This window comes from Mesorhizobium sp. M0816 (assembly GCF_040320005.1).
In the GTDB taxonomy this organism is placed as follows: domain Bacteria; phylum Pseudomonadota; class Alphaproteobacteria; order Rhizobiales; family Rhizobiaceae; genus Mesorhizobium.
Window position 1 is genome coordinate 12383 of sequence record NZ_JAMYOT010000010.1, and the last position, 22943, is coordinate 35325.

Here is a 22943-nt window from a genome sequence, read left to right on the forward strand (position 1 = left end):
CAGCAGCATTCGAAAATCATGATTGGAGATGACGATGAGAGCCAAGCTTGGCATCGCGCCGATCGCCTGGTGGAACGACGACCTTCCCGAACTGAGCGACGACGTCTCGCTGGAGGAGTGCCTGCGGCAGGCCCGTGAGGCCGGCTTCACCGGCATGGAGACTGGCCGCCGCTTCCCGATGGACGCGGCGGTGCTTGAGCCCATCCTGAGGCAGCATGCCATGAGCGTCTGTGGCGGCTGGTTCTCCGGCCGCTTGCTGGTCGGCAATATCGATGAAGAGAAGGACCGCATCGCCGCGCAGATGGAGTTGTTCAAGGCGACCAACGCACCCTGCATCGTCTATGGCGAGACGGGTCGCACCATTCAGGGCGACCGCGGAACGCCGCTGGCTATGCGCCCGCGTCTCGACGACGATCAGATCAAGGCCTACGGCCGTAAGCTCACCACTTTCGGCGAATGGTGCGCGGGTCAGGGGATGCCGATTTGCTACCACCACCACATGGCCGCGCCGATCGAAAGCGAACAGGACGTCGATCTGCTGATGAAGCATTCCGGCGAGGGTCTGCCCCTGCTCTACGATGCCGGCCATATGGCCTTTGCCGGCGGCGACGTGCTGCGGGTGGTGGACAAGCACCACGCCCGCATTTCGCATGTACACACCAAGGACATCCGCCAAGCGGTCGTGGACGGGCTCGACCGCAGCCGGGAAAGTTTTCTCGACGCAGTGGTAAAGGGGGCCTTCACCGTACCCGGTGACGGCTCGCTCGACTTCGAGGCGATCGTGAAGCGGCTGGCCTCCTACGGTTACGAAGGCTGGTTCGTCGTTGAAGCCGAGCAGGATCCCGTCAAAAGTCCGCCACTCGAAATGGCGAAGATCGGGCATAAGGAATTGCGGCGCGTCATGGCCGCGGCTGGCTACACTGTGGAGAGCTGAAGTATGAATCGCATGGATGGAAAGGTCTGCGTTGTCACGGGTTCAACGCAGGGGTTGGGAGCGGCCATTGCGCGCCGGCTGGCGGAAGCCGGCGCTGCCGGTCTTGTCACTCTCGGCCGCAACGAGGCGAAGGGCCGTGCCGCGGCCGAGGCGATCACGCACGACACCGGCGTGCCTGTCCACTTTGTCAAGGCCGATCTCGGCAAAGTCGAGGATTGCCGAAGCGTGATGGCGGAGGCCGAGCGCGTTTATGGCAAGATACATGTGCTGGTGAACGCCGGTGCCCGCACGGACCGTGGCACCATCCTCGATACCTCGCCCGAACTTTTCGACGCCCTGTTCGCCGTCAACGTGCGCGGACCCTACTTCCTGATGCAGGAGGCCATCCGCCGCATGATCCGCGACGGCATTGAAGGCGCCATCTGCAACATCGGCTCGATCTCGGAACATGCCGGCCAGCCTTTCATCAACGTTTACTGTGCCACTAAGGCGGCGCTGGCGACGCTGACCCGCAACACGGCGTTTTCCGTCATGAAGAACCGCATCCGCGTCAACCAGCTGGATGTCGGCTGGATGGCGTCTGATAACGAGCGAGAATTGCAGGCGAGTGAGACGGGCGATCCCAATTGGGAAGCGAAAGCCGTTGCGAACCTGCCCTTCGGCCGGCTGGTCGATCCGGCCGAGGCCGCCCGCACCGTCAACTTCCTCGTTTCGGACGATGCCGGGCTCATGACAGGTGCGGTGGTGGATTACGACCAGACAGTCCTCGGTGCCGCATCCGGCCCCATGGCCGTGCCTGAAAAGGCGATGGCGCTCTCGCCTTCCGACACTGATTGAGAATCGACGGCCGGCGGTCCGAAAATGCTGCAATGAGGCCAGGTTTCGCGGTTCGCAGTCCCTACCGCTCGGTAACCGTTGGAATGCGGGGATCGACAGCGTTGTTCTGAAGCCTGGCCGCCAAGGCCACGGTCAAAGCCTGCGCAAGACACATAGGAGCCGCCAGCGAGCGCGAGAAAGTGTATTCGTGCTCCGGTACGGCGAACAGAACGCGCGCGCTCTTGGCCAATGGAGACAGCGTGCTGTCCGAGATCGCCACGATGGGTACACCTCTCCCCACGGCTTCTTCCACAACATTGACGACCTCGTTCGCATAGAAGCGGAACGACACCGCAAACAGCAGGTCCGTCTTCCGCATCGCGCGGGCCATATGCGTGGCCAGTCCGCCGCCCGGATCCAGGAGCACGCAGCGCTTACCTAGCATGGTCAGTATATAGCGAAGGAGTTCGACGACCGGTGCCGAGCGAAGTTGTCCCATCAGATAGATGACGTCGGCCTTCTCGAGCAGGCTAACGGCTTCTGCCAGATCCTCGGGTTGAAGATCGGTGAGCATCTCTTTCAGGGACGCGATGTCACGGACGACCAGGTCGTGCATCAATCCCATCTCGCTGCGATCTGTCCGCTCCCCCAGTTCCTTCTCCAACGCCTTGACGCGGGCTTCGAAGCCGGGAGCCGCGGTGGACAATCGTTTCTGGAAGAGGCTCTGCAGGTCCTTGAACCCTTCATACCCCAATGCTTGGGCAAATCGGACGAAGCTGGACGCGTGAACGCCGCTGCCTTCCCCGATCGAGTTCACCGATCGCACCGCGACGTCATTCGGATTTTGGGTGAGGTACAACGCAATCTTCTGGTACGACTTGCTCATCCCATCATACCGGTCGTGTATCACGCGGATGAGATCCTCATAGTCCTTGGGAGCCTCGACCTTCTCGTCCACGATGCACATCCTTGCAATTTTTGTTGCATGATGGCGTCTTTGAAGGTTTTTGACCAGCAGAGAGTTGTCAACTCTGTTATCGGGTCTGTTATCGGGCCACAAGTTGTGTGCGCACCGCGCGTCCGCGCACCAAGAGGGCTGCGACAGCTCCGTGCGAAGGAGAAGCGTCAGAGGAGCAGCGGTTTCGGACCCTTGAGCAGCTTTACGGCGATGTTCTCGAAGTTTGGCGACCGTGGACGGCGGCGAGACAGCAGGGGAAGGCCCTGGACTGTGGTCACCACATGGCTGAGGAAGCACCGGATGCGCTCGCGGCCGAAATCCTGCGATTCTTGGGACCCTGCTAGGCTCTGCCTGCCGTGGCACGTATCGAAGCATTGACGCCCGGCAAGCCATGTTGTCCGCTTCGCCCGCAATGCGGACCCAATGTGAGGGCTTCGGAACTTCGACTTTGGGTCAAATGCCGAATTTGGTCCGCTGTAACATAGCTCCGACTTCCTTGCGCGCCGAGCACGAAATACCACCGATCCTGCCGACATCATGGCACACCTCGAGTAAAGCCTTCGTCTCGAGCCCCTCGCCCCGATTTTGTTCGCGCGATAGAAGCGGCGGTTGGCGATTAAGCAGCATGGAATCGCCGAATTCATGCGCGCGGTAGCGGTAGGCGGCAAAGGCTGTGGAGGCCTTGGCGAGCAGAGCATCGTCGGCAAAGGCGCGCAGGAGCTCGAAATGGCTTTCGCCGGGCTGGTGGACGCCTGTGAGAATCGCATCGACCACGCGAAGCCGCGTGCCCCGCGCGATGCGCCCTGTCGCAATGCCATTTCCGGCACGCACATTGCCGCCGGGATTGGCGGCTGCCTCAAGTGCGCGCACTACGCTCGTGCCGATCGCAATGATGCGGCTGCCGCGGAGCTTCGCCCGCGCGACCTGCGCCGCGGTGCGCCCAGGGATGCGGTATGGCTCGTCGAAGGGAAGGCGCGAGTCGAGCGCGGGATCGCCGGTGGAAGAGACGCCCGCAGCATGCGTGAGGGTTGCAAAGCCAACGTCGTGCCGACGCCAGGCTTGGAGCGTGCGCCAGTCGAGCGCGAAGCCTGCCGACGGCGCCTCGAACGCGACCGGCCCGGCGGCAATCTTCGTCCAAACATCCCACAGTGCCAACGGCTCGGGAACATGCGCGTATTGGATCGGCCGGCCGTAGTGCGCCAGTCCTGCAAGCACCGCTGCGCGGTTGCCTGGGAAGTGCAACTCGAGAAGGCGTGGATGGTCGAGAAGGCGCTCGACGACGGCGTCAAGCGAGCCGAGCCGGAGGCGATCGCCTGGTGACAGCGGAGGTGGAGGCAGCCGGTCTTCCGTGCGCGTGCGGTGATCGCCCGAGCCGAAGGCAATCGCCACGAAACGGGTTGGATCGGGAAGTGACAGCCAGCCCGCCAGGCGGATCTCGATCGCCTCACCGCTTGGGACATGCGTGCCGTGCAAGCTGGCAGGCAAGGTCGCGGCGTCATTAGCGACGACCAGATCGCCGGGGTTGAACAGCGTCGCGAGTCCAACTCGCGGCAGGTCGCGCATCGTGCCGTCCGCCTCGACGACGAACAGCCTGGCGGAGCGCCGATCGGGACGATCGGCGGCAATCATCCATGTGCTCCGGCGAGAAGCGTAGAGCGGACCGGCAACGCGTCGAGCATCTTTTCGATGATCTCGGCAGCTGCCTGCTCGGGGCGCTTCAAGGTCGCCGGATCAGCATCAGGGATCGCGAGCGCGTGCAGTGGGGTGTCCATATCGCCGGGGTCAGGCGCGAGGAGCCGGATGCCGTCTGCTTTCGCCTCCTCGTCCCAAATCGCCGTCACATGGGCAAGAGCGGCCTTGCTCGCGCCGTATGCTCCCCAGCCGGGATAGGCGTTCACGGCGGCGTCGCTGGAAATGTTGATGACCAGCGCGCCGCGGCCCTCGCGTGCGGACGCGGCAAGCGCACCGAACAGGGCTTTCGTCAGCCGGAACGCGCCGACGAGATTGACCGCGAGCGCCATTTCCAGCTCCTCGCACTCGGTATCGGCAAGGAGCGCCAGAGGGACAGGGCCGAGGCTCGACGCATTGTTGATCAGGACATCGAGCCCGCCGAGGCTGGCAGTGACCTGCAACGCGATCGGGTAGATGTCCTCCTTCTTGCCGACGTCGCCGACAATACCGTGCGCGCCCGTCTCGTCGGCGATGCGTTCGACATTCGCGGCGGTGCGGGCGACGAAGGCGACGCACGCATTCATCGCGGCAAGCTGCCGCACAAGCGCCAGTCCGAGGCCGGACGTGCCGCCTGTGACCGCCACGCGAAGTCCCTGAAGTTCGACATTCGTCTGCATTGCCAGTGCTCCTTTAATCCGTATGCCTCTTGGTACAAGTTCAAGTTAACTTGAAGTCAAGCGGGAATTGTGCTTTCGTTCATGCATGGATTCCATGCTGACCATCACCGACGTGGCGCGGCGCAGCGGCGTCGCATCATCGGCCCTGCGCTTCTACGAGGAGCGCGGGCTGATCGCGTCCGAGCGGGCCGGCTCGGGACACAGACGCTACCCGCGATCCGTGCTGCGCCGGATCGCCTTCATCGTCTTCGCGCAGCGAATTGGGCTGACGCTTGAGGAGATCGGCGGCGAGCTGGCCAAGTTGCCAGCCGATCGCGTGCCGTCGCGTCGGGATTGGTCGCGGTTATCGGGCCAGTGGACCAAGCGCATCGACCAGCGCATCGCCGAGTTGCAGCGCCTGAGGTCGGGGCTTACCGAGTGCATCGGTTGCGGCTGCCTGTCGATCGACCGGTGTAGCCTTGCGAACCCTGCCGATATGGCAGGACGCAAGGGGCCGGGGCCGAGGTATTGGCTGGGGTGAGTTGGCAGCCAAGTGCGAGACGCTGCGGACCGGTAACGTTCAGCGGCGGTATCGTTTGTCACTGACTTTCTCCATCCACTCGACGGCGTCGCCATCAATTGCTTGCGCCGTCCTGCCAGACGGTTCGTTCCTTCTAAAGATGCGGCTGCATTTCAGCGGGCCAAGCAAAATAAGGAATACGTCGAACTGCTCCGGGTGCGGCAGTCATCGACCTCTTCAGCCCCGCCCGAAACGCTGAGCGTTGGAGCCGTTGCGCGTTGCCACAGGCTGATCGGATTGATCCGGCAGTTGGCGATACCTTTCTTGCGGCAACGAAGGACGAAAACGGTGTCTAGGCCATCGGTAATGGTAGCCTGTTCAAAATTTCGCCAATCGTTGGCTGATCGCCCGCACAGTACTGCATTCGGACAGCATGACCCAAGACTTTACATTAAGTATTCGAATTTGTTCGCTTTCGGCGCAGTTGGTCCCGCCCATCATTGAACCGACACGAATCTCATAACCGATTTCCTGCCAAGCGATCGCCGTGTGAAGCTTGTCAAACTCACCCCAAAGGTGCCGCAATATCGAGGAATGCTAATGATAAGGTAATCATAAGCGACCTCCCGAGATACTCGCGCTCCCACGCACTGATCCGGATCAGCTGATTGCCTCTCCTCAGGTAATTATAGCCCACCAAATCCGGCATTGCCTGCGTCCTCCGATCGGTTTGGTCGGATCGGATGAGGCATTCCGGCCCGCCGACAGCCTGTGGATCGATTCGGTCTCGTGTCCGGTTCAAGGGCATCGACCCGTCTGAGTCCGCTCAGCAATTCATGTGGCCGGATGTGGCTAGCTGCATCTGACAGTGCAGAGTTGCCGCAAGCGTGTTTTCCGATTTCTACGTCGAAGTATCGCCGCTGCACGATGCGAGAGGCAAACCGCTTTTCTCACCTGCGCCTGCTGCCATTATCTCGTCTGTGTCATCGCCGAACAGGAAACAGACGGGACAGACAATGACCTGTGTTCTGCCACAGGTAAGCACTGTTCCTGAGCCCGTGACCTTAGACAGAATTGACCGCGCTCTGGATACGCTCGCCCTAGCTATCCACAAGGCTGGCAACAAAGGACGAGCGTATCTCCCGATTTACGAGCGTCTTGAACGGGAGAAGAAGAAATTGATTGCAGAGATGGGCGCAATGCTGCGCGTCCAGGAACGGCTCAAACGATCTCGGGATCGAAAGGCAAAGCAATTTTTTTGAGTTCGTCTCGTCGCCATTGCAACGATCCGCCCGTACCATACTCTACACGCTCTATCGTATGGCCCATCAAGATTTTGCGAAGCTCGCTGTCGATACCTGCCTCCTTCATACGATCCTCGAAACTGTGCCGGAGGGAATAAATCTTGTGCTTCGGTGTCGGGAAAAGTTTGTGTGTTTTAAAGAATTTATTGAGGTTTGCAGAAAGCGCCTCTTCACGATTGCGGTAGCGCGGAAAGCCCTGCGGATTTTTCTTAAAAACTTCCAGCGCGACGCCTACCAGCGGTACATCTCGCACTGACCATTCGGTCTTGATCTCGCGCGGATCATCGGCGTCCTCTCGTGGGGTAATGCGAACATACGGAACCGGCGTGTCAAGGAAGATCACGGTCTCATCAAGATTGCATATCTCGCTTGGGCGTGTGCCTGTCTCGATCAGCGCCAGAACGCAGCGACGCGCTTGAGCATCCAGGGATGCTAAAGCGCCCGGCCTCATGATCTGATCGGTTATCCATTTGGGTTCGAATGACGGCCGTTTACGACGGCGCTTGCCACGCTCCGAAAAGCGGAGGTCATCGAATGGGGTGCCTTTTTGTTCCTCGCCCAAATGAGCGAAATAACGCCTGTAGAGATCCCGCATGTTGCCGAGGTCTCGATTGCCGGCAGACGCCGAATGTGTCGCGGCTCCGATGTCTGGCGGCGGCGCGATGCGCTTGAGCCAGAACCGGTAGAAGGTCAGTCCGTCTTCACGCGTGACGTCGCCGATCGGCTTGTCACCAACCAGGGCAACGAAATTGTTTACGGCTCTCTGCTTTACCTTCTTCCACATTCGGCGCTGCGACTGGCTCTTACCCGCGACTTCATGGGCCATGATCTCATCGGCGTAGAGATCAAAAGCTTTGGAGACTTTGACCGGCGGCACCTGCACCCCGCCGAGGAGAGCGTCGGCGACCGCGGGGGCCGCTTGAACGCGCTCCAGCGCCTCGACACGCTTTAAAATTGAATCGACATTCTGAAAGCCTGCCACCTGTCCATTTGAAAGGTAGGAAACGCCCATGGCTTCAGCCCGGCGAACGGCGTCGCGATACTGATCGAGTGCTGACCTTGTCTCGCCGCCGCAAAGAAGCACCGCCCACAGGGTCTTGTCCGCGTCTTCGAGCTTGTCGCGCATGGCACGTGCGAGGCGGCGTTCGTCCGTTCCCAGGGACTTGCGAATGAACCTGCCGCGATCGTCGATGCCGACCATCTTGGCGGGCATTCGCCGATGATAATAGAAAATTCCGTCGCGCTGGACGAGGTAGCGATCCGGGTCTCTGGCGGGCTCTGCGACGGCCTCTTTTCGCATGGGCCAAACTCGCGATGTATCTCAGTTTGTATCCCAAATTGTATCGCATTTCGGCAAGAACGCCAAGCGCCCTCATCAACGGGTGCTCTGCCGGACTGGAGTTTCAATGGCTTAGAGGGCCAAGTTCACGAATTTGATGGTGCGGTCGAGAAGACTCGAACTTCCACGGGTTGCCCCACAGCGACCTCAACGCTGCGCGTCTACCAATTCCGCCACGACCGCACGTGGTAGGAGCCGGAACCAACCGGCCCGCGGCGTGTAGCAAATCGTTTCCGGTGAAACAAGTGCGCGGCCAGCAATAATCGGCCGGACATCGGCATAACTCTTCAAGGGCCGAACGTGCCGGAACTGGACGTTTGTACCGATTGCCGCCATATGAGTGGCGAGACGAGATATCATGACAGAACGCAGCCAGATCGCCACGTCGTTCCTGCCCTTGCCCGGCTCGGCGCCGGTCGAATGGCGCATCGAGCCCGGGCTCACCGCCTATCCCGATGCGCTCGCCGTGATGGAGGCGCGCGCCGAGGCAATCCGCAGCGGCGCCGCCGGCGAGATGGTCTGGCTGGTCGAGCACCCGCCGCTCTACACCGCCGGCACCAGCGCCCGCATCGAGGACCTGATCGAGCCGGACCGTTTCCCGGTCTTTGCCGCCGGGCGTGGCGGCGAATACACCTATCATGGGCCGGGCCAGCGAGTCGCCTACGTCATGCTCGACCTGAAGCGGCGGCGCGAGGATGTCCGCGCCTTCGTCGCCGCACTCGAACAATGGATCATCGGCTCGCTGGCCGCCTTCAACGTACGCGGCGAACGCCGCGAGGACCGCGTCGGCGTCTGGGTGGTTCGGCCGGACCGCCCCGCTTTGCCCGACGGCTCGGCGGCCGAGGACAAGATCGCCGCCATCGGCATCAGGCTGAGGCGCTGGGTGAGCTTTCACGGCATCGCCATCAATGTCGAGCCGGACCTTAGCCATTTCAGCGGCATCGTGCCGTGCGGCGTCCAGCATCACGGCGTCACCAGCCTTGTCGACCTCGGCCTTCCCGTGACCATGGCCGACCTCGACCTGGCGCTGAAATCCGCTTTCGAGGACGTGTTCGGGCCCGCCGCGGTGTCGCCTGTCGAAGTGTCCCGCAAGGCCGGCTGAAACACTCGCCCAATGCCTGCGCCAATATGCGAAGGCGGCCCTCGCTCATCAGCATCGAGCCCGCCCTTGAGCTCAATCCTCACATCGCGCCGATCCAGATTGCCATGGAAATGAGGAACGTGCTCATGCACACCAGCGAGACGACATCCTGAACAAGATCGGTCATAACTCTCTCCTGTTGTTAGTATGTTCGTATTTTGTTCTAATTTTGTTCGAATGTCAACGATCGCAGTCCGGGCGTCACCCGAATTGCGCTCGGTCATTTCGACAGGGTTAAGAAAGGGTTGAGAAGGAGATGCCGAGCGTTTCGGGGCCGACAGGCGCGCGAAAGCGGCGGGACGGCGCACGGCAGCTCGCGGGCCGTCATCGCCTCAATTGCAGCGCACCCTAAAGCGGCACAACCTTGCCGTCGGACAGCGTCACGCGGCGGTCCATGCGCGAGGCGAGCTCGTGATTGTGGGTGGCGATGAGCGCCGCCAGGCCCGATTGCCGGACCAGTGCTGCCAGCGCCTCGAACACATAGGAAGCGGTCACCGGGTCGAGATTGCCGGTCGGCTCGTCGGCCAAAAGCACCAGCGGCGCATTGGCGACGGCACGCGCAATGGCGACCCGCTGCTGCTCGCCGCCGGAGAGCTCGGAGGGGCGATGCTGTGCCCGCTTGCCGATCTGCATATAGTCGAGCAATTGCGCCGCCCGCTCGGCCGCCTCCTTGCGCGGCAGCCCTTTTATCAGCTGCGGCATCATGATGTTTTCCAGCGCAGAAAACTCAGGCAACAAATGATGGAACTGGTAGACGAAGCCGACATCGTTGCGGCGGATCGCCGTGCGCTCGTCGTCGGAAAGCCGGCCGCAGGCGCGCCCCGCCAGGATCACGTCGCCGGCGTCCGGTCGCTCCAGCAGCCCGGCCGTGTGGAGCAGCGTCGACTTGCCGGTGCCCGACGGCGCCACAAGCGCCACCATCTCGCCACGCTTCAGCGAAAAATCGGCGCCGTTCAGGATGGTCAGCTTGCGCGGCCCCTGTACATAATGGCGTTCGACGCTCTTCAGCTCGATAATGGCCTCGGCCATCATTCGTACCTCAGCGCTTCGACCGGATCGAGCCTGGCAGCGCGCCACGCCGGAAACAGTGTCGCCAGGAACGACAGCGCCAAAGCCATGAGAACGACCGAGATCGTCTCGCTGGCATCCATGCGCGCCGGCAGCTGGCTCAGGAAATAAAGCTCGGGATTGAACAGCCGCTCGTTGGCCAGCCAGGAGAAGAACTGGCGGATGCGCTCGACGTTGAGGCAGATCACGATGCCGAGCAGCACGCCGGCGATGGTGCCGACAACGCCGATCGCAGCCCCGGTCATCAGGAAGATGCGCAGGATCGCGCCGCGCGTGGCGCCCATGGTGCGCAGGATGGCGATGTCGTGGCCCTTGTCCTTCACCAGCATGATCAGGCCCGAAATGATGTTGAGCGCCGCCACCAGCACGATCAGCGTCAGGATCATGAACATGACGTTGCGCTCGACCTGCAGCGCGTCGAAAAACGTCTTGTTACGCTCCCGCCAATCGACGAGGGTGATCGGCCGTTGCGCCGCCTCTTCGACCTTCGGCTTCAGCGCGTCGATATTGTCGGGATTGTCGGCGTAGATCTCGATCGTCTGCGCCCTGCCGTCCATGTTGAAATAAAGCTGCGCTTCCGAAAACGGCATGTAGACGATGGAGCTGTCATATTCCGACATGCCGACCTCGAAGATCGCGGTTATCGGATAGCCTTTCATGCGCGGCGTCGTGCCGAGCGGCGTGACGTCGCCCTCGGGCGAGATCAGCGTGATGGTATCGCCGAGCACAAGGCCGAGATTCTCGGCCATGCGGCTGCCGATGGCGACTCCCTCGCCGGTGTCGAAGCCGACGATCGAGCCCGCCTTGATGTTGTTGGCGACGATCGTGATCTTGCCGAGATCCTCGCCGCGTATACCGCGCACCAGCGCGCCGGTGCCGCCGCCGACATTGCCTTGCGCCAGCACCTGCCCGTCGATCAGCGGAATGGCATATTTGACGCCGGGCACGCCGTTGATGCGGCCGGCGACCTGGTCATAGTCCTCCAGCGGCATGTCGAGCGGCTGCACGATCAGGTGCCCGTTGACGCCAAGGATGCGCGTCAGCAGTTCGGCGCGAAAGCCGTTCATGACCGCCATGACGACGATCAGCGTGGCAACGCCCAGCATGATGCCGAGGAAGGAGATCGAGGCGATCACCGAGATCACCGTCTCCTTGCGGCGCGAGCGCAGATAGCGCCACGCCACCATGCGCTCGAAGCCGGAAAAGGGTCCTGCCGCCGAAGGTTTGGCTGCTGCCGCTTCACTCATACGGCGGCACCGAAACGCTTTTTCACGTCGCCGATCGGCAGCGTCTCGCGCTCGCCGGTCCTGCGGTTCTTGATTTCGACCTCGCCGGCGGCGACACCACGCGGCCCGACGATCACCTGCCACGGGAGCCCGATCAGGTCGGCGGTGGCGAACTTGCCGCCCGGCCGCTGGTCGGTGTCGTCGTAGAGCACCTCCTTGCCGGCGGCGGCAAAGGCGGCATTCAGCTCGCGGCAGACGCGGTCGCATTCGGCATCGCCAGCCTTCATGTTGATCAGGCCGACATCGAACGGTGCCACCGCCTCCGGCCAGATGATGCCGTTATCGTCATGGCTGGCCTCGATGATCGCCGCGACCAGCCTGGACGGGCCGATGCCGTAGGAACCGCCAGAAACGAAATGATCCTTGCCGTCCGGCCCGGTCACCTTGGCGCCCATCGGCTTGGAATATTTGTCGCCGAAATGGAAGATATGCCCAACCTCGATGCCGCGCGCCGAGACCCTGTCGCCCTCGGAGAGCTTTTCCCATGCCGCCTCGTCATGCATTTCGTCGGTGGCGGCATAGGGCGTCGTCCACGTCTTGACGATGCCGCCGATCTCGGCGTCGTTCGAAAAATCGGTATCCGCCCCCGGCACCTCAAGCGAGAGATAGTCGCGATGGCAAAACACCTGGCTCTCGCCGGTGTCGGCCAGGATGATGAACTCATGGCTGAGGTCGCCGCCGATCGGCCCGGTGTCGGCGCGCATCGGAATGGCCTGCAGCCCCAGGCGCGTAAACGTCCTGAGATAGGACACGAACATGCGGTTATAAGCGGCCTTGGCGCCTTCATAATCGAGGTCGAAGGAATAGGCGTCCTTCATCAGGAACTCGCGCGAACGCATGACGCCGAAGCGCGGGCGCACCTCGTCGCGAAACTTCCACTGGATATGATAGAGGTTGAGCGGCAGGTCCTTGTAGGACTTGACATAGGAGCGGAATATCTCGGTGACCATCTCCTCGTTGGTCGGCCCGTAGAGCATATCGCGGTCTTGCCGGTCCTTGATGCGCAGCATCTCCTTGCCGTAGTCTTCATAGCGGCCGCTTTCGCGCCACAGCTCGGCCGATTGGATGGTCGGCATCAGGATTTCGAGTGCGCCGGCGCGATTCTGCTCCTCGCGAATGATCCGGCAGACCTTGTCCAGCACCCGCTTGCCGAGCGGCAGCCAGGAAAAGCTGCCCTGCCCCTGCTGGCGGATCATGCCGGCGCGCAGCATCAGCCGATGCGAGACGATCTCGGCCTCGCGCGGATTTTCTTTGAGAATGGGCAGGAAATAGCGCGACAAACGCATGGACTGGTCCGTGAGAGAGGATGGCGGCGCCGGAATCGGCGCAGCGCAGGCTTGCTTGCCCCGGCTTCATAGCCATTTCATGGCGGAATGGAAACCCGGCCCAAGCGCTGCACAGGCGCCGCAATTGCCGCACGCGGCTTGCTGGGCGTTTCGCAAGCAACGCCTGCCGTACTATTGTGCACTGCAGCACGAGATTGCCTGTTTCCGGGCAAAATTCTTCGTGACATTTTCACCCGCCTTAGGCTAGTGTGCCCCCATAACCGAGAGGGTAGAGAAAAATCTGCCCTCCTACGCGGTCAAAGTCTTGGGAGGATGCGATCTAGGCGCGGTAACTCGCTGCCGCCGGACACCGGAAACAGATCGGACGCGTTTAAATTGCAAGGCCTCGCGCCTTGCATTTTTTTTGTGCAATCATCTGGTTAGCACGACAGATTACCAAACTACATGACGTTGCGTCAGCCCAAACCCGCCCCGGCCTTTACTTTGGATTGACCTTGCTGGCTCAGCTTGATTTCAGAGCGTCGGCTAATGCATGTCGCGCAAAAGCGTGCAGCGGTTTTGCGATAACGACATGCATCAAACAAGAACTTAAAGCGCGTCCGATGAGGCCGGTCGAACGCGACGCGCTTTAGGCTGGGATAGTCGGACACGGTAGGTAGCCGGCTAATGCGCTGGGCTCTGGTTGAAATCCGGCACGATGTGCGGGATGTCGTCGATACCGAGGCCAAGCCCTCTCGTGATGCCGTAGAAGATACCCATGAGGACCAGCGTGACGATCGTCGTGCGCAGCGCCGCGCGCAGCATGTGCGGTCCGCGCGGTGCGCTCGGAACCGTGCCAAGCGTCACGTCCCGATCCTCGTCCTGCGTCCGCATGCTGAACGGCAGGACGGCGAACAACACCACCCACCATGTGGCGAAGAACAGGGCGACAAACGAAACCCAACTCATGCTTGCTCCAGTTCGACCAGCGTGCCGAAGAAATCCTTGGGGTGCAGAAACAATACCGGCTTGCCATGTGCGCCGATCTTCGGATTGCCGTCGCCCAGCACGCGCGCGCCGCTGGCCTTGAGACGGTCGTGCGCCGCAACAATGTCGTCCACCTCATAGCAGACATGGTGCATGCCGCCGGACGGATTCTTCGCGAGGAATGCGGCGATCGGCGAGGCTTCGCCGAGAGGCTCGAGCAACTCGATCCTGGTGTTGCCGACGTCGACGAACACCACCGTAACGCCATGCTCCGGCAGCGCCTGCGGCGCGGTCACGCGAGCGCCAAGCGTATCGCGATAGACCGCCGCAGCCGCGGCCAGATCCGGCACCGCAAGCGCGACATGGTTGAGGCGTCCGAGCATAGGGTGCTCCAGGTCTGGGGTAGTGAGTAGTGAGTAGTGAGTAGTGAATGGTGAATGGTGAATGGAATATTGCGCATTGCAAAACCGCTAACCCACAACATCCTATTCACTATTCACTATTCACTTACCTTGTGACGAACACCGTCACCAGCGGCTTCTTGCCCCAGGCTTCGTTGGCCGCGCCGCGCACCGCGCGCCGCACTGCCTCCTGGACCAGGTCGAGGTCTTTTCGGCGCTGGCGGGGGATGGAGTCCACGGCGCCGATTGCCGCATCGATCATCAGGTCTTCCAGGCTCTCGCCGCTGCCGTCGGCCTCGGCGACGCCGATGGCGACGAGATCGGGATCGCCGGCAAGCTCGTATTTGTCGTCGAGCACGACATTGACGGCGACATGGCCGGCAAAGGACAGCTTGCGGCGGTCGCGAATGCCCATCGCCTGGTCGGTGCCGATCAGCCTTCCGTCCTTGTAGATGCGGCCGAACGGCACCTGGTCGATGATGGCGGCGGCACCCGGATACAGCCTGAGCATGTCGCCGTCGCGCACCTGCGCGACCTGGCCGATGCCGGACGTCGACATCAGCGAGCCCTGCGCCACCAGATGCGCCGCTTCGCCATGCACGGGAACGCCGATCTGCGGCCGCACCCATTCATACATCTTGCGCAATTCGCTGCGGCGTGGATGGCCGGAGACATGCACCAGCGCATCGCCGTCCTCGATGATCTTGATGCCGAGATCGATCAGGCGGTTCTTGATTTCGAGGATCGCCTTCTCGTTGCCGGGAATGGTGCGCGAGGAAAACACCACCGTGTCGCCGGCCGTCAGCGCCACCGACTTCATCTCGTCGCGCGACAGCTTGGCAAGTGCGGCAAGCGGCTCGCCCTGGCTGCCGGTGCAGATGATGACGAGGTTTTCGCGCGGGATGAAGCCGTAATCCTCCTCGGCGATGAATTCCGGCAACCCGTCCATATAGCCGAGTTCATCAGCCACATCGATGACGCGCTTCATCGAGCGGCCAATCACCAGGCACTGGCGGCCGGCATCCCGCGCCGCCTTGGCGATGGAGACGATACGCCCGACATTGGAGGAGAAGCTGGTGACGGCGACCCGGCCCTTGGCGTTCTGGATGACGCTCTTGAGGCCCTCGCCCACCGCCACTTCGGACGGCGATTCCCCTTCCCGCATCGCATTGGTGGAATCGCAGACCAGCGCCAGCACACCCTTGTCGCCATAGGCTCGGAAGCGCGCCTCGTCGGTCATCGGCCCGACCGTCGGCGCCGGATCGATCTTCCAGTCGCCGGTATGGATGACGACGCCGGCCGGCGTCGTGATCGCCAGCGACATCGGTTCGGGAATGGAGTGCGCAACAGGGATGGCCTCGATCTCGAACGGGCCGACGGTGAATTTCTCGCCGGCCCGGTAGATCGTCACCGGGATCTTCGGCGCCCCTTGCTCGCCCTGCCGCTTGGCTTCCAGCAGGCCGGCGCTGAACGGCGTCATCCAGACCGGCGCCTTGAGCTTCGGCCAGATGTCGTGGAGCGCGCCGTAATGGTCCTCATGCGCATGGGTGATGACGATGCCGCGCAGATTGGCGACATTCTCCTCGATGAAACGCGTGTCGGGCAGAACCAGGTCGACGCCGGGCAGGGTTGCATCGGGAAAAGTGACGCCGACGTCGACCACGATCCATTCGCGCGCATTGGCCGGCCCATAGCCGTAGAGGGCGAAGTTCATGCCGATCTCGCCGACACCGCCGAGCGGCACGAAGACAAGTTCGGCGTTTTCCGCTATCGCCATGGTCTTTCCTTCCTTGCCGGTCAAAATTGTGGGCCGGTCAAAATTGTCGGCCGGTCAAAATTGTCGGCCGGTCAAATTCAAGCTGGTCAAATACCTGGCCAGTCAAACGTATTGGCCAGTCAAACGCCGGCCGAGGCAACCGCGCCGAAATGCACGTCGCCGGCGGCGATCGTCAGAACCGAACCTTGATCGTCGCGGATCACGAAACGGCAGTCCTCGTCAATGGTCTCGAAGGTGCCGCGCACCACATTACCGTCAATTCTGACAGCAACCTGCCCGCCAAGCCCCGCCGCACGCGCCAGCCACCGCCGCCTGACGGCGGCAAGCCCGCGCCCTTCGTTCCACAGCCGCGCATTCTCGCTCCATGTATCCGACAGCGCCAGGAACAGCGTCTCGGCATCGCAAGCAGACCCCAGCGCGCTGAGCGACGTCGCTGGATAAGGCAAATCCTCAGGGTATGCCACCACGTTGACGCCGACACCGACAGCCACCGCGGAACGGCCACCATCCAGCATCGCCGATTCCAGCAGGATGCCGGCGAGCTTGGCGCCCGAGGCAAGCACATCGTTGGGCCATTTCAGTTCGAAACGGTTCTTGCCTTGGCTCGCACCATCGAGGCCGATCGCGATCCTGCCCTTCGGCACGACAGCGTCGAGCGCGTCGGCCAGCGCCAGTCCGGCAACGAAGCCGAGCGTCGCGGCAAGCCGAAGCTCGGTGTTGGTGATCACCAGCAACGTCGCTGCCAGATTGCCCTCGGGCGTCGCCCAGGCGCGGCCACGGCGGCCACGCCCGGCTTCCTGCTTTTTGGAGACGACCCAGAGTTTGCCCGGATCGCCGGCCCGTGCATGCTCCAGCGCCAGCGCGTTGGTGGAGCCGACCGTGTCGTGCGCCTCGAGCCGGAACCCGTCCGAAGCCGCGGTTGGAGCCAGCCTGAAAGTCATTCCGTCAGAAGAAGGTCTTGGCCGCGGCTGCGGCGTAGGTTCCGATCGGGCCGCCGATCAGCACGTAGAACAGCACGAAGGCGCCACAGACACCGAGCACGACGCGCAGTTCGGACGCCATCGGCACGAAGCCGCCGACCGGTTCGTCGAACCACATGATCTTGATGATACGCAGATAATAGTAGGCGCCCACCACAGAGGCGAGCACGCCGATGATCGCCAGCGCGTAGAGGTTGGCATTGATGGCGGCGAGGAACACGTACCATTTCCCCCAGAAGCCGGCGAGCGGCGGGATGCCGGCCAGCGAGAACATCAGGATGGTGAGGATCGTCGCCATGATCGGATTGGTCGCCGACAGGCCGGCGAGATCGCTGATCTGCTCGACATTGCCCTCCTTGCGCCGCATGGCGAGGATGAAGGCGAAGGTGCCGAGCGTCATCACCAGATAGATCAGCATGTAGATGGCGACGCCGCGCACGCCATCCTGGCTGTTCGCGGCAAGGCCGACCAGCGCATAACCCATATGACCGATGGAGGAATAGGCCATCAGCCGTTTGATGTTGGTCTGGCCGATGGCCGCAAAGGCACCAAGCGCCATCGAGGCGATCGAGATGAAGACGATGATCTGCTGCCAGTCGGCGGCGATCGGCTTGAAGGCGCCCATGGTGACGCGCACCATCAGCGCCATCGCCGCCATCTTCGGTGCCGCCGCCAGAAAAGCCGTCACCGGCGTCGGCGCGCCTTCATAGACGTCGGGCGTCCACATATGGAACGGCACCGCCGAGATCTTGAAGGCAAGGCCGGCCAGCACGAAAACCAGGCCGAAGACGAGCCCAAGCTGGCGCTCACCGCCGCTCAGCGCCGTGGCGATCTCCTGGAAGCCGGTGTTGCCGGTGTAGCCGTAGACCAGCGAGATACCGTAAAGCAGCATGCCCGACGACAGGGCGCCAAGGACGAAATACTTCAGCCCGGCCTCGGTCGAGCGCAGATTGTCCCGGTTGATCGCCGCCAGCACGTAGATCGCCAGCGATTGCAGCTCGAGGCCGAGATAGAGCCCGATCATGCCGTTGGCCGAGATCATCAGCATCATGCCGAGCGTGCAGAGCAGGATCAGCACCGGATATTCGAACTTGTCGAAACGCTCCGCCTGGGCAAAGCGGACCGACATGACCAGCGTCACCGCCGAGCCGACGAGCGCCAGCACCTTCATGAAGCGGGCGAACGGATCCTGGATGAAGGCTTCGCTGTAGGCGTTGCCCTGTCCCGGCGAAAAGACCAGCCAGGCGCCGGCGATCACCAGCACGGCGACGGCAAGGCCGCTCACCGTGACAGTGGTGTTGGCGCGCGAATAGGCGCCGAGCATCAACAGCGCCAAGGCGCCGATGGCGAGGATCAGCTCTGGCGTCGAGAGCGACAGGCTTGAGAGAAGGTCCGGCGTCATGGTTCGCAAAACCCCCAGTCAGTTCGCCGCCGCGGTCTGCGCGGCGCCGATGGATGCGGTGACATTGGTAACGAGCGCCTTGACCGATTCGGCGGTCGCGTCGAAGATCGGCGCCGGATAGACGCCGAAGAAGATGACCAGCGCGACCAGCGGATAGATGATCACCTTCTCGCGCGTCGACAGGTCGAGCAGGCCTTTCAGGCTTTCCTTGGTCAGCGCGCCGAAGATCACCTTGCGGTAGAGCCAGAGCGCATAGGCCGCCGAAAGGATGACGCCGGTGGCGGCGAAGAACGCTACCCAGGTGTTGACCCGGAACACGCCGAGCATGGTCAGGAACTCGCCGACGAAGCCGCTGGTGCCGGGCAGGCCGACATTGGCCATGGTGAAGATCATGAACACGGTTGCATATTTCGGCATGTTGTTGACCAACCCGCCATAGGCGTCGATGTCACGCGTATGCATGCGGTCGTAGACGACGCCGACGCAGAGGAACAGCGCGCCGGAGACCAGGCCGTGCGACAGCATCTGAAAGATCGAACCCTGGACGCCTTCCTGGTTCATCGCGAAGATGCCCATGGTAACGAAGCCCATGTGAGCGACCGACGAATAGGCGATCAGCTTCTTCATGTCCTCCTGCATCAGCGCCACCAGCGAGGTGTAGATGATGGCGCCGACGGAGAGCGTGAAGATCAGCGGCGCGAACATTTCGGATGCGATCGGAAACATCGGCAGCGAAAAGCGCAGGAAGCCGTACCCACCCATCTTGAGCAGGATGGCGGCCAGGATCACCGAGCCGGCCGTCGGCGCCTCGACATGCGCGTCCGGCAGCCAGGTGTGCACCGGCCACATCGGCATCTTCACCGCGAAGGACGCGAAGAAGGCAAGCCATAGCCAAGTCTGCATATTGGCCGGGAAGTTGTGGGTCAGAAGCGTCGGGATGTCGGTGGTGCCGGACTGGAAGAACATCGCCATGATGGCGAGCAGCATCAGCACCGAGCCGGCCAGCGTATAGAGGAAGAACTTGAACGAGGCATAGACGCGCCGCTTGCCGCCCCACACGCCGATGATGATGAACATCGGGATCAGGCCGGCTTCGAAGAAGACATAGAACAAGACGATGTCGAGCGCGCAGAACACGCCGATCATCAGCGTCTCGAGCAGCAGGAAGGCAATCATATAGGCCTTGACGCGCTTCTCGATCGATTCCCACGAGGCGAGGATGCAGAGCGGCATCAGGAAGGTGGTCAGGATGACGAACAGCATGGAGATGCCGTCTACGCCCATATGATAGGAGATGCCGGAATCCAGCCAGGCAAACTTCTCGACGAACTGGAAGCCGGGCTGCGAATTGTCGAAGCCGGTCCAGATGAACAGCGAAATCACAAACGTGAACGCGGTCGTGAACAGTGCTATGGCGCGGATGTTGCGGCGCGCGTTCTCGCTGTCGTCACGCACGAAAAGGATGAGCAGCACACCAACCAGCGGCAGGAAGGTGACCAGCGATAGGATCGGCCAGGCGGTCATCAGAGCATCATCCAGGTGACGAGTGCGGCAACGCCGATCAGCATGGCGAAGGCATAGTGGTAAAGATAGCCGGTCTGCAGCTTGACGACCCGGTTGGTGACGTCGACGACGCGCGCCGAAATGCCGTCCGGCCCGAGCCCGTCGATGACGGTGCCGTCGCCGGTCTTCCACAGGAAGCTGCCGAGGCGCTTTGCCGGCCGCACGAACAGGAAGTCGTAGAGCTCGTCGAAATACCATTTGTTGAGCAGGAAGGCGTAGAGCAGGCGATGGTTGGCGGCGACGCTCCGAGGCATTTCCGGCGCGCGAATATAGAACTGCCAGGCAATCGCAAAGCCGATCAGCATGGCGATGAACGGTGACAGCTCGACCCACAACGGCACTTCGTGGATTTCGTGCAGGATGTGGTTGTCCGGCAGCGTGAACAGCGACGCCTTCCAGAATTCGGCATAGCCCTCGCCGAAGAAGGCGCCGTGGAAGATCACGCCGGCAAACAGCGCGCCCGCCGCCAGGATGAACAGCGGCACCAGCATGACCGGCGGCGATTCATGGACATGGTGCATGACCTCGTGGCTGGCCCGCGGCTCGCCGTGGAAGGTCATGAAGATCAGCCGCCAGGAGTAGAAGGAGGTGAAGCAGGCAGCAATGACCAGCAATATGAAGGCAAACGCGGCGACCGCATTGTGGCCGGCGAAGGCCGCTTCGATGATGGCGTCCTTGGAAAAGAAGCCGGCCGTGCCGATGATCGTTACCGGGATGCCGACACCGGTCAGCGCCAGCGTGCCGATCACCATCATCCAGTACGTTTTCGGAATGAGCGTCCTCAGGCCGCCCATCTTGCGCATGTCCTGCTCGTCGGAGACGGCGTGGATGACCGAGCCCGAGCCGAGGAACAGCAGCGCCTTGAAGAAGGCGTGCGTGAACAGATGGAAGATCGCCGCGCCATAGGCGCCGACGCCGAGCGCCACGAACATGTAGCCGAGCTGCGAACAGGTCGAATAGGCGATGACGCGCTTGATGTCGTTCTGGACGAGACCGACTGTCGCCGCGAAGAAGGCGGTGAAGGCGCCGATGAAAGTGACCACGGTCAATGCCGAATGCGACAGCTCGAACAGCGGCGACAACCGCGCCAGCATGAACACGCCTGCCGTCACCATGGTCGCGGCATGGATCAGTGCCGAGACCGGCGTCGGGCCTTCCATGGCATCCGGCAGCCAGGTGTGAAGCGGCACCTGCGCCGACTTGCCCATGGCGCCCATGAACAGGAGCAGGCAGACAACCGTCATCGCAGCCTGCTTGTCGAGCGCATAGCCGAGGAAGGTCAGCACGGCCGGGCCTTGCGGCGCGCCTTCCGCCGGAATGAACGTCGCCGCATTGGCGAAGATGGTGCCGAGATTGACCGAGCCGAACAGCACGAACACGCCGAATATGCCGAGCGCAAAGCCGAAATCGCCGACGCGGTTGACGACGAAGGCCTTGATCGCAGCCGCATTGGCCGACGGCTTCTTGTACCAAAAGCCGATCAGCAGATAGGAGGCAAGGCCGACGCCTTCCCAGCCGAAGAACATCTGCACGAGGTTGTCGGCCGTCACCAGCATCAGCATGGCGAAGGTAAACAGCGACAGATAGGCGAAGAAGCGCGGCCGGTCCGGATCGTGATGCATGTAGCCGATCGAGTAGATATGGACCAGCGACGACACCGTGTTGACAACGACCAGCATCACCACCGTCAGCGTGTCGATCCTGAGCGCCCAGGACGCCTCCAGCCCGCCCGACTGGATCCAGCGCATCACCGGCACGGTGAACACCTCTCCGCCGCCGAAGCCAACCGAGAAGAAGGCGACCCACGACAGCACGGCCGCGATCACCAGGAAGCCCGAGGTGATGTATTCGGAAGCCTTGGCCCCGAGCGAGGTGCCGAACAGGCCGACGATCAGAAAGCCGAGCAGCGGAAGGAAGACGATGGCCTGATACATGGTGGTTCCGTCAACCCTTCATCATGTTCACGTCTTCGACCGCGATCGAGCCGCGGTTGCGGAAGAAGACGACGAGAATGGCAAGGCCGATCGCCGCTTCGGCCGCCGCGACCGTCAGCACGAACAGTGCGAACACCTGGCCGACCAGATCGCCGAGCGCCGCCGAGAAGGCGACGAAATTGATGTTGACCGCAAGCAGGATCAGCTCGATCGACATCAGGATGACGATGACGTTCCTGCGGTTCAGGAAGATGCCGAACACGCCGAGCGTAAACAGGATCGCCGATACGGTCAGGTAGTGCGCGATGCCGACGACCATCTCAGACTCCTTCGCCCGTCTTGACCTTGCGGATTTCCACTCCGGTTGCCGCCGTGCGGCCGACCTGGGCGGCGATCGACTGCCGCTTGACGCCCGGCTTGTGGCGCAGCGTCAGCACGATGGCGCCGATCATGGCGACCAGCAGCACCAACCCAGCCACCTGGAAGTAATAGAGGTAATCCGTATAGAGGATGTCGCCGAGCGCTGCCGTGTTGGAGCGCGCGGCCAGGTCCGGAATGGGTTTCGCGACCGTCGCCGCCAGTTTCGGCGCGAATGTATAGCCGCCGAGCACCACGATCAGCTCCGCCGCCAGGATCAGCCCGACCAGCGCGCCGATCGGTGCATATTGCAGGGCGCCTTCCTTCATTTCGGCGAAGTCGACGTCGAGCATCATGACGACGAACAGGAACAGCACCAGCACCGCGCCGACATAGACGACGAGCAGGATCATCGCCAGGAACTCGGCGCCGGTCAGCATGAACAGGCCGGCGGCGTTGAAGAAGGTCAGGATCAGGAACAGCACCGAATGCACGGGATTGCGCGCCGATATGACCATGAACGCCGATGCCACCGCGACAAAGGCGAAGAGGTAGAAAAAGGCCGCCTCTAGTCCACTCAGCAT

The 22943-nt window shown here is 62.2% G+C and carries 20 protein-coding genes and 1 tRNA gene; 4 read left to right on the forward strand and 17 right to left on the reverse strand.

The window, feature by feature from the left end; translation table 11 throughout:
* The first annotated feature begins 34 nt into the window (after positions 1-34).
* Together iolE and NKI17_RS17235 are read left to right on the forward strand one after the other, a co-directional pair.
* Positions 35-934, forward strand: a complete 900-nt coding sequence (gene iolE / locus NKI17_RS17230) for a myo-inosose-2 dehydratase (RefSeq protein ID WP_023676597.1) — start codon at positions 35-37, stop codon at positions 932-934.
* A gap of 3 nt (positions 935-937) precedes the next feature.
* On the forward strand, positions 938-1771 hold the full coding sequence (locus tag NKI17_RS17235; protein WP_023676598.1) for an SDR family oxidoreductase: 834 nt from the start codon (positions 938-940) through the stop codon (positions 1769-1771).
* 61 nt (positions 1772-1832) lie between these two features.
* Here the strand turns inward: NKI17_RS17235 and NKI17_RS17240 are convergent, their stop codons facing one another.
* From NKI17_RS17240 to NKI17_RS17250, 3 genes are all read right to left on the reverse strand, one after another.
* Positions 1833-2708, reverse strand: a complete 876-nt coding sequence (locus tag NKI17_RS17240) for a MurR/RpiR family transcriptional regulator (protein WP_245274693.1) — start codon at positions 2706-2708, stop codon at positions 1833-1835.
* Positions 2709-3161: 453 nt separating this feature from the next.
* On the reverse strand, positions 3162-4337 hold the full coding sequence (locus tag NKI17_RS17245; protein ID WP_352691975.1) for an S-adenosylmethionine:tRNA ribosyltransferase-isomerase: 1176 nt from the start codon (positions 4335-4337) through the stop codon (positions 3162-3164).
* On the reverse strand, positions 4334-5056 hold the full coding sequence (locus tag NKI17_RS17250) for an SDR family NAD(P)-dependent oxidoreductase (protein ID WP_023679409.1): 723 nt from the start codon (positions 5054-5056) through the stop codon (positions 4334-4336). The genes NKI17_RS17245 and NKI17_RS17250 overlap by 4 nt, the downstream gene beginning before the upstream one ends.
* Before the next feature lie 85 nt (positions 5057-5141).
* Between NKI17_RS17250 and soxR the strand changes: the two genes are divergently transcribed.
* Entirely contained in the window at positions 5142-5576 is a 435-nt protein-coding gene (gene soxR / locus NKI17_RS17255; protein WP_352450000.1) for a redox-sensitive transcriptional activator SoxR, read from the forward strand.
* 1200 nt (positions 5577-6776) lie between these two features.
* Here the strand turns inward: soxR and NKI17_RS17260 are convergent.
* Both NKI17_RS17260 and NKI17_RS17265 read right to left on the reverse strand, forming a co-directional pair.
* Positions 6777-8159 carry a DUF6538 domain-containing protein gene (locus NKI17_RS17260; RefSeq protein WP_352458233.1) on the reverse strand — a complete coding sequence of 461 codons (1383 nt, stop codon included), beginning with the start codon at positions 8157-8159 and terminating at the stop codon, positions 6777-6779.
* Positions 8160-8296: 137 nt separating this feature from the next.
* Positions 8297-8381 (reverse strand) — tRNA-Leu (locus tag NKI17_RS17265).
* Positions 8382-8556: 175 nt separating this feature from the next.
* On the opposite strand from NKI17_RS17265, the gene lipB reads away from it, so the two are divergent.
* Entirely contained in the window at positions 8557-9300 is a 744-nt protein-coding gene (gene lipB / locus NKI17_RS17270; protein WP_023676608.1) for a lipoyl(octanoyl) transferase LipB, read from the forward strand.
* A gap of 387 nt (positions 9301-9687) precedes the next feature.
* Here the strand turns inward: lipB and NKI17_RS17275 are convergent, their stop codons facing one another.
* The 12 genes from NKI17_RS17275 to NKI17_RS17330 form a co-directional block, all read right to left on the reverse strand.
* The gene (locus tag NKI17_RS17275; protein WP_023676610.1) at positions 9688-10371 is read right to left on the reverse strand and encodes an ABC transporter ATP-binding protein; all 684 of its coding nucleotides are present in this window, start codon (positions 10369-10371) and stop codon (positions 9688-9690) included.
* On the reverse strand, positions 10368-11654 hold the full coding sequence (locus NKI17_RS17280) for a lipoprotein-releasing ABC transporter permease subunit (protein WP_352458234.1): 1287 nt from the start codon (positions 11652-11654) through the stop codon (positions 10368-10370). The genes NKI17_RS17275 and NKI17_RS17280 overlap by 4 nt, the downstream gene beginning before the upstream one ends.
* A complete protein-coding gene (gene proS, locus NKI17_RS17285; protein ID WP_352570374.1) occupies positions 11651-12979 on the reverse strand; it encodes a proline--tRNA ligase in 1329 nt (442 codons plus the stop codon). Before proS ends, NKI17_RS17280 begins: the two co-directional genes overlap by 4 nt.
* 663 nt (positions 12980-13642) lie before the next feature.
* Entirely contained in the window at positions 13643-13927 is a 285-nt protein-coding gene (locus NKI17_RS17290; RefSeq protein ID WP_023676613.1) for a DUF1467 family protein, read from the reverse strand.
* Complete coding sequence (gene mce / locus NKI17_RS17295) at positions 13924-14328, reverse strand: methylmalonyl-CoA epimerase (RefSeq protein WP_023676614.1); 405 nt, start codon at positions 14326-14328, stop codon at positions 13924-13926. The genes NKI17_RS17290 and mce overlap by 4 nt, the downstream gene beginning before the upstream one ends.
* 124 nt (positions 14329-14452) lie before the next feature.
* A complete protein-coding gene (locus NKI17_RS17300; RefSeq protein ID WP_352589718.1) occupies positions 14453-16123 on the reverse strand; it encodes a ribonuclease J in 1671 nt (556 codons plus the stop codon).
* Between the two features lie 119 nt (positions 16124-16242).
* Entirely contained in the window at positions 16243-17064 is an 822-nt protein-coding gene (locus NKI17_RS17305) for a biotin--[acetyl-CoA-carboxylase] ligase (protein WP_352589715.1), read from the reverse strand.
* A 4-nt stretch (positions 17065-17068) separates the two neighbouring features.
* Positions 17069-18505 carry an NADH-quinone oxidoreductase subunit NuoN gene (gene nuoN / locus NKI17_RS17310; protein ID WP_352589712.1) on the reverse strand — a complete coding sequence of 479 codons (1437 nt, stop codon included), beginning with the start codon at positions 18503-18505 and terminating at the stop codon, positions 17069-17071.
* 18 nt (positions 18506-18523) lie between these two features.
* The gene (locus tag NKI17_RS17315; protein WP_352906413.1) at positions 18524-20029 is read right to left on the reverse strand and encodes an NADH-quinone oxidoreductase subunit M; all 1506 of its coding nucleotides are present in this window, start codon (positions 20027-20029) and stop codon (positions 18524-18526) included.
* Complete coding sequence (gene nuoL / locus NKI17_RS17320) at positions 20029-22002, reverse strand: NADH-quinone oxidoreductase subunit L (RefSeq protein WP_023676619.1); 1974 nt, start codon at positions 22000-22002, stop codon at positions 20029-20031. Before nuoL ends, NKI17_RS17315 begins: the two co-directional genes overlap by 1 nt.
* Before the next feature lie 10 nt (positions 22003-22012).
* Positions 22013-22321 (reverse strand): NADH-quinone oxidoreductase subunit NuoK, encoded by a 309-nt coding sequence (gene nuoK, locus NKI17_RS17325; protein WP_023676620.1) that lies wholly within the window; start codon positions 22319-22321, stop codon positions 22013-22015.
* Between the two features lies 1 nt (position 22322).
* Positions 22323-22943 (reverse strand): NADH-quinone oxidoreductase subunit J, encoded by a 621-nt coding sequence (locus NKI17_RS17330; RefSeq protein WP_023676621.1) that lies wholly within the window; start codon positions 22941-22943, stop codon positions 22323-22325.

Excerpts from the sequence above, each read along its gene's own strand:
- soxR (WP_352450000.1), top strand. The coding sequence starts at position 5,142 with ATGGATTCCATGCTGACCATCACCGACGTGGCGCGGCGCAGCGGCGTC.
- iolE (WP_023676597.1), top strand. The coding sequence starts at position 35 with ATGAGAGCCAAGCTTGGCATCGCGCCGATCGCCTGGTGGAACGACGAC.
- nuoL (WP_023676619.1), bottom strand. The coding sequence starts at position 22,002 with ATGTATCAGGCCATCGTCTTCCTTCCGCTGCTCGGCTTTCTGATCGTC.
- NKI17_RS17330 (WP_023676621.1), bottom strand. The coding sequence starts at position 22,943 with ATGCTGAGTGGACTAGAGGCGGCCTTTTTCTACCTCTTCGCCTTTGTC.
- nuoK (WP_023676620.1), bottom strand. The coding sequence starts at position 22,321 with ATGGTCGTCGGCATCGCGCACTACCTGACCGTATCGGCGATCCTGTTT.
- NKI17_RS17290 (WP_023676613.1), bottom strand. The coding sequence starts at position 13,927 with ATGAGTTGGGTTTCGTTTGTCGCCCTGTTCTTCGCCACATGGTGGGTG.
- NKI17_RS17300 (WP_352589718.1), bottom strand. The coding sequence starts at position 16,123 with ATGGCGATAGCGGAAAACGCCGAACTTGTCTTCGTGCCGCTCGGCGGT.
- NKI17_RS17250 (WP_023679409.1), bottom strand. The coding sequence starts at position 5,056 with ATGCAGACGAATGTCGAACTTCAGGGACTTCGCGTGGCGGTCACAGGC.
- lipB (WP_023676608.1), top strand. The coding sequence starts at position 8,557 with ATGACAGAACGCAGCCAGATCGCCACGTCGTTCCTGCCCTTGCCCGGC.
- NKI17_RS17315 (WP_352906413.1), bottom strand. The coding sequence starts at position 20,029 with ATGACCGCCTGGCCGATCCTATCGCTGGTCACCTTCCTGCCGCTGGTT.
- NKI17_RS17235 (WP_023676598.1), top strand. The coding sequence starts at position 938 with ATGAATCGCATGGATGGAAAGGTCTGCGTTGTCACGGGTTCAACGCAG.
- NKI17_RS17280 (WP_352458234.1), bottom strand. The coding sequence starts at position 11,654 with ATGAGTGAAGCGGCAGCAGCCAAACCTTCGGCGGCAGGACCCTTTTCC.
- NKI17_RS17275 (WP_023676610.1), bottom strand. The coding sequence starts at position 10,371 with ATGATGGCCGAGGCCATTATCGAGCTGAAGAGCGTCGAACGCCATTAT.
- NKI17_RS17260 (WP_352458233.1), bottom strand. The coding sequence starts at position 8,159 with ATGCGAAAAGAGGCCGTCGCAGAGCCCGCCAGAGACCCGGATCGCTAC.
- proS (WP_352570374.1), bottom strand. The coding sequence starts at position 12,979 with ATGCGTTTGTCGCGCTATTTCCTGCCCATTCTCAAAGAAAATCCGCGC.
- NKI17_RS17245 (WP_352691975.1), bottom strand. The coding sequence starts at position 4,337 with ATGATTGCCGCCGATCGTCCCGATCGGCGCTCCGCCAGGCTGTTCGTC.
- NKI17_RS17305 (WP_352589715.1), bottom strand. The coding sequence starts at position 17,064 with ATGACTTTCAGGCTGGCTCCAACCGCGGCTTCGGACGGGTTCCGGCTC.
- mce (WP_023676614.1), bottom strand. The coding sequence starts at position 14,328 with ATGCTCGGACGCCTCAACCATGTCGCGCTTGCGGTGCCGGATCTGGCC.
- nuoN (WP_352589712.1), bottom strand. The coding sequence starts at position 18,505 with ATGACGCCGGACCTTCTCTCAAGCCTGTCGCTCTCGACGCCAGAGCTG.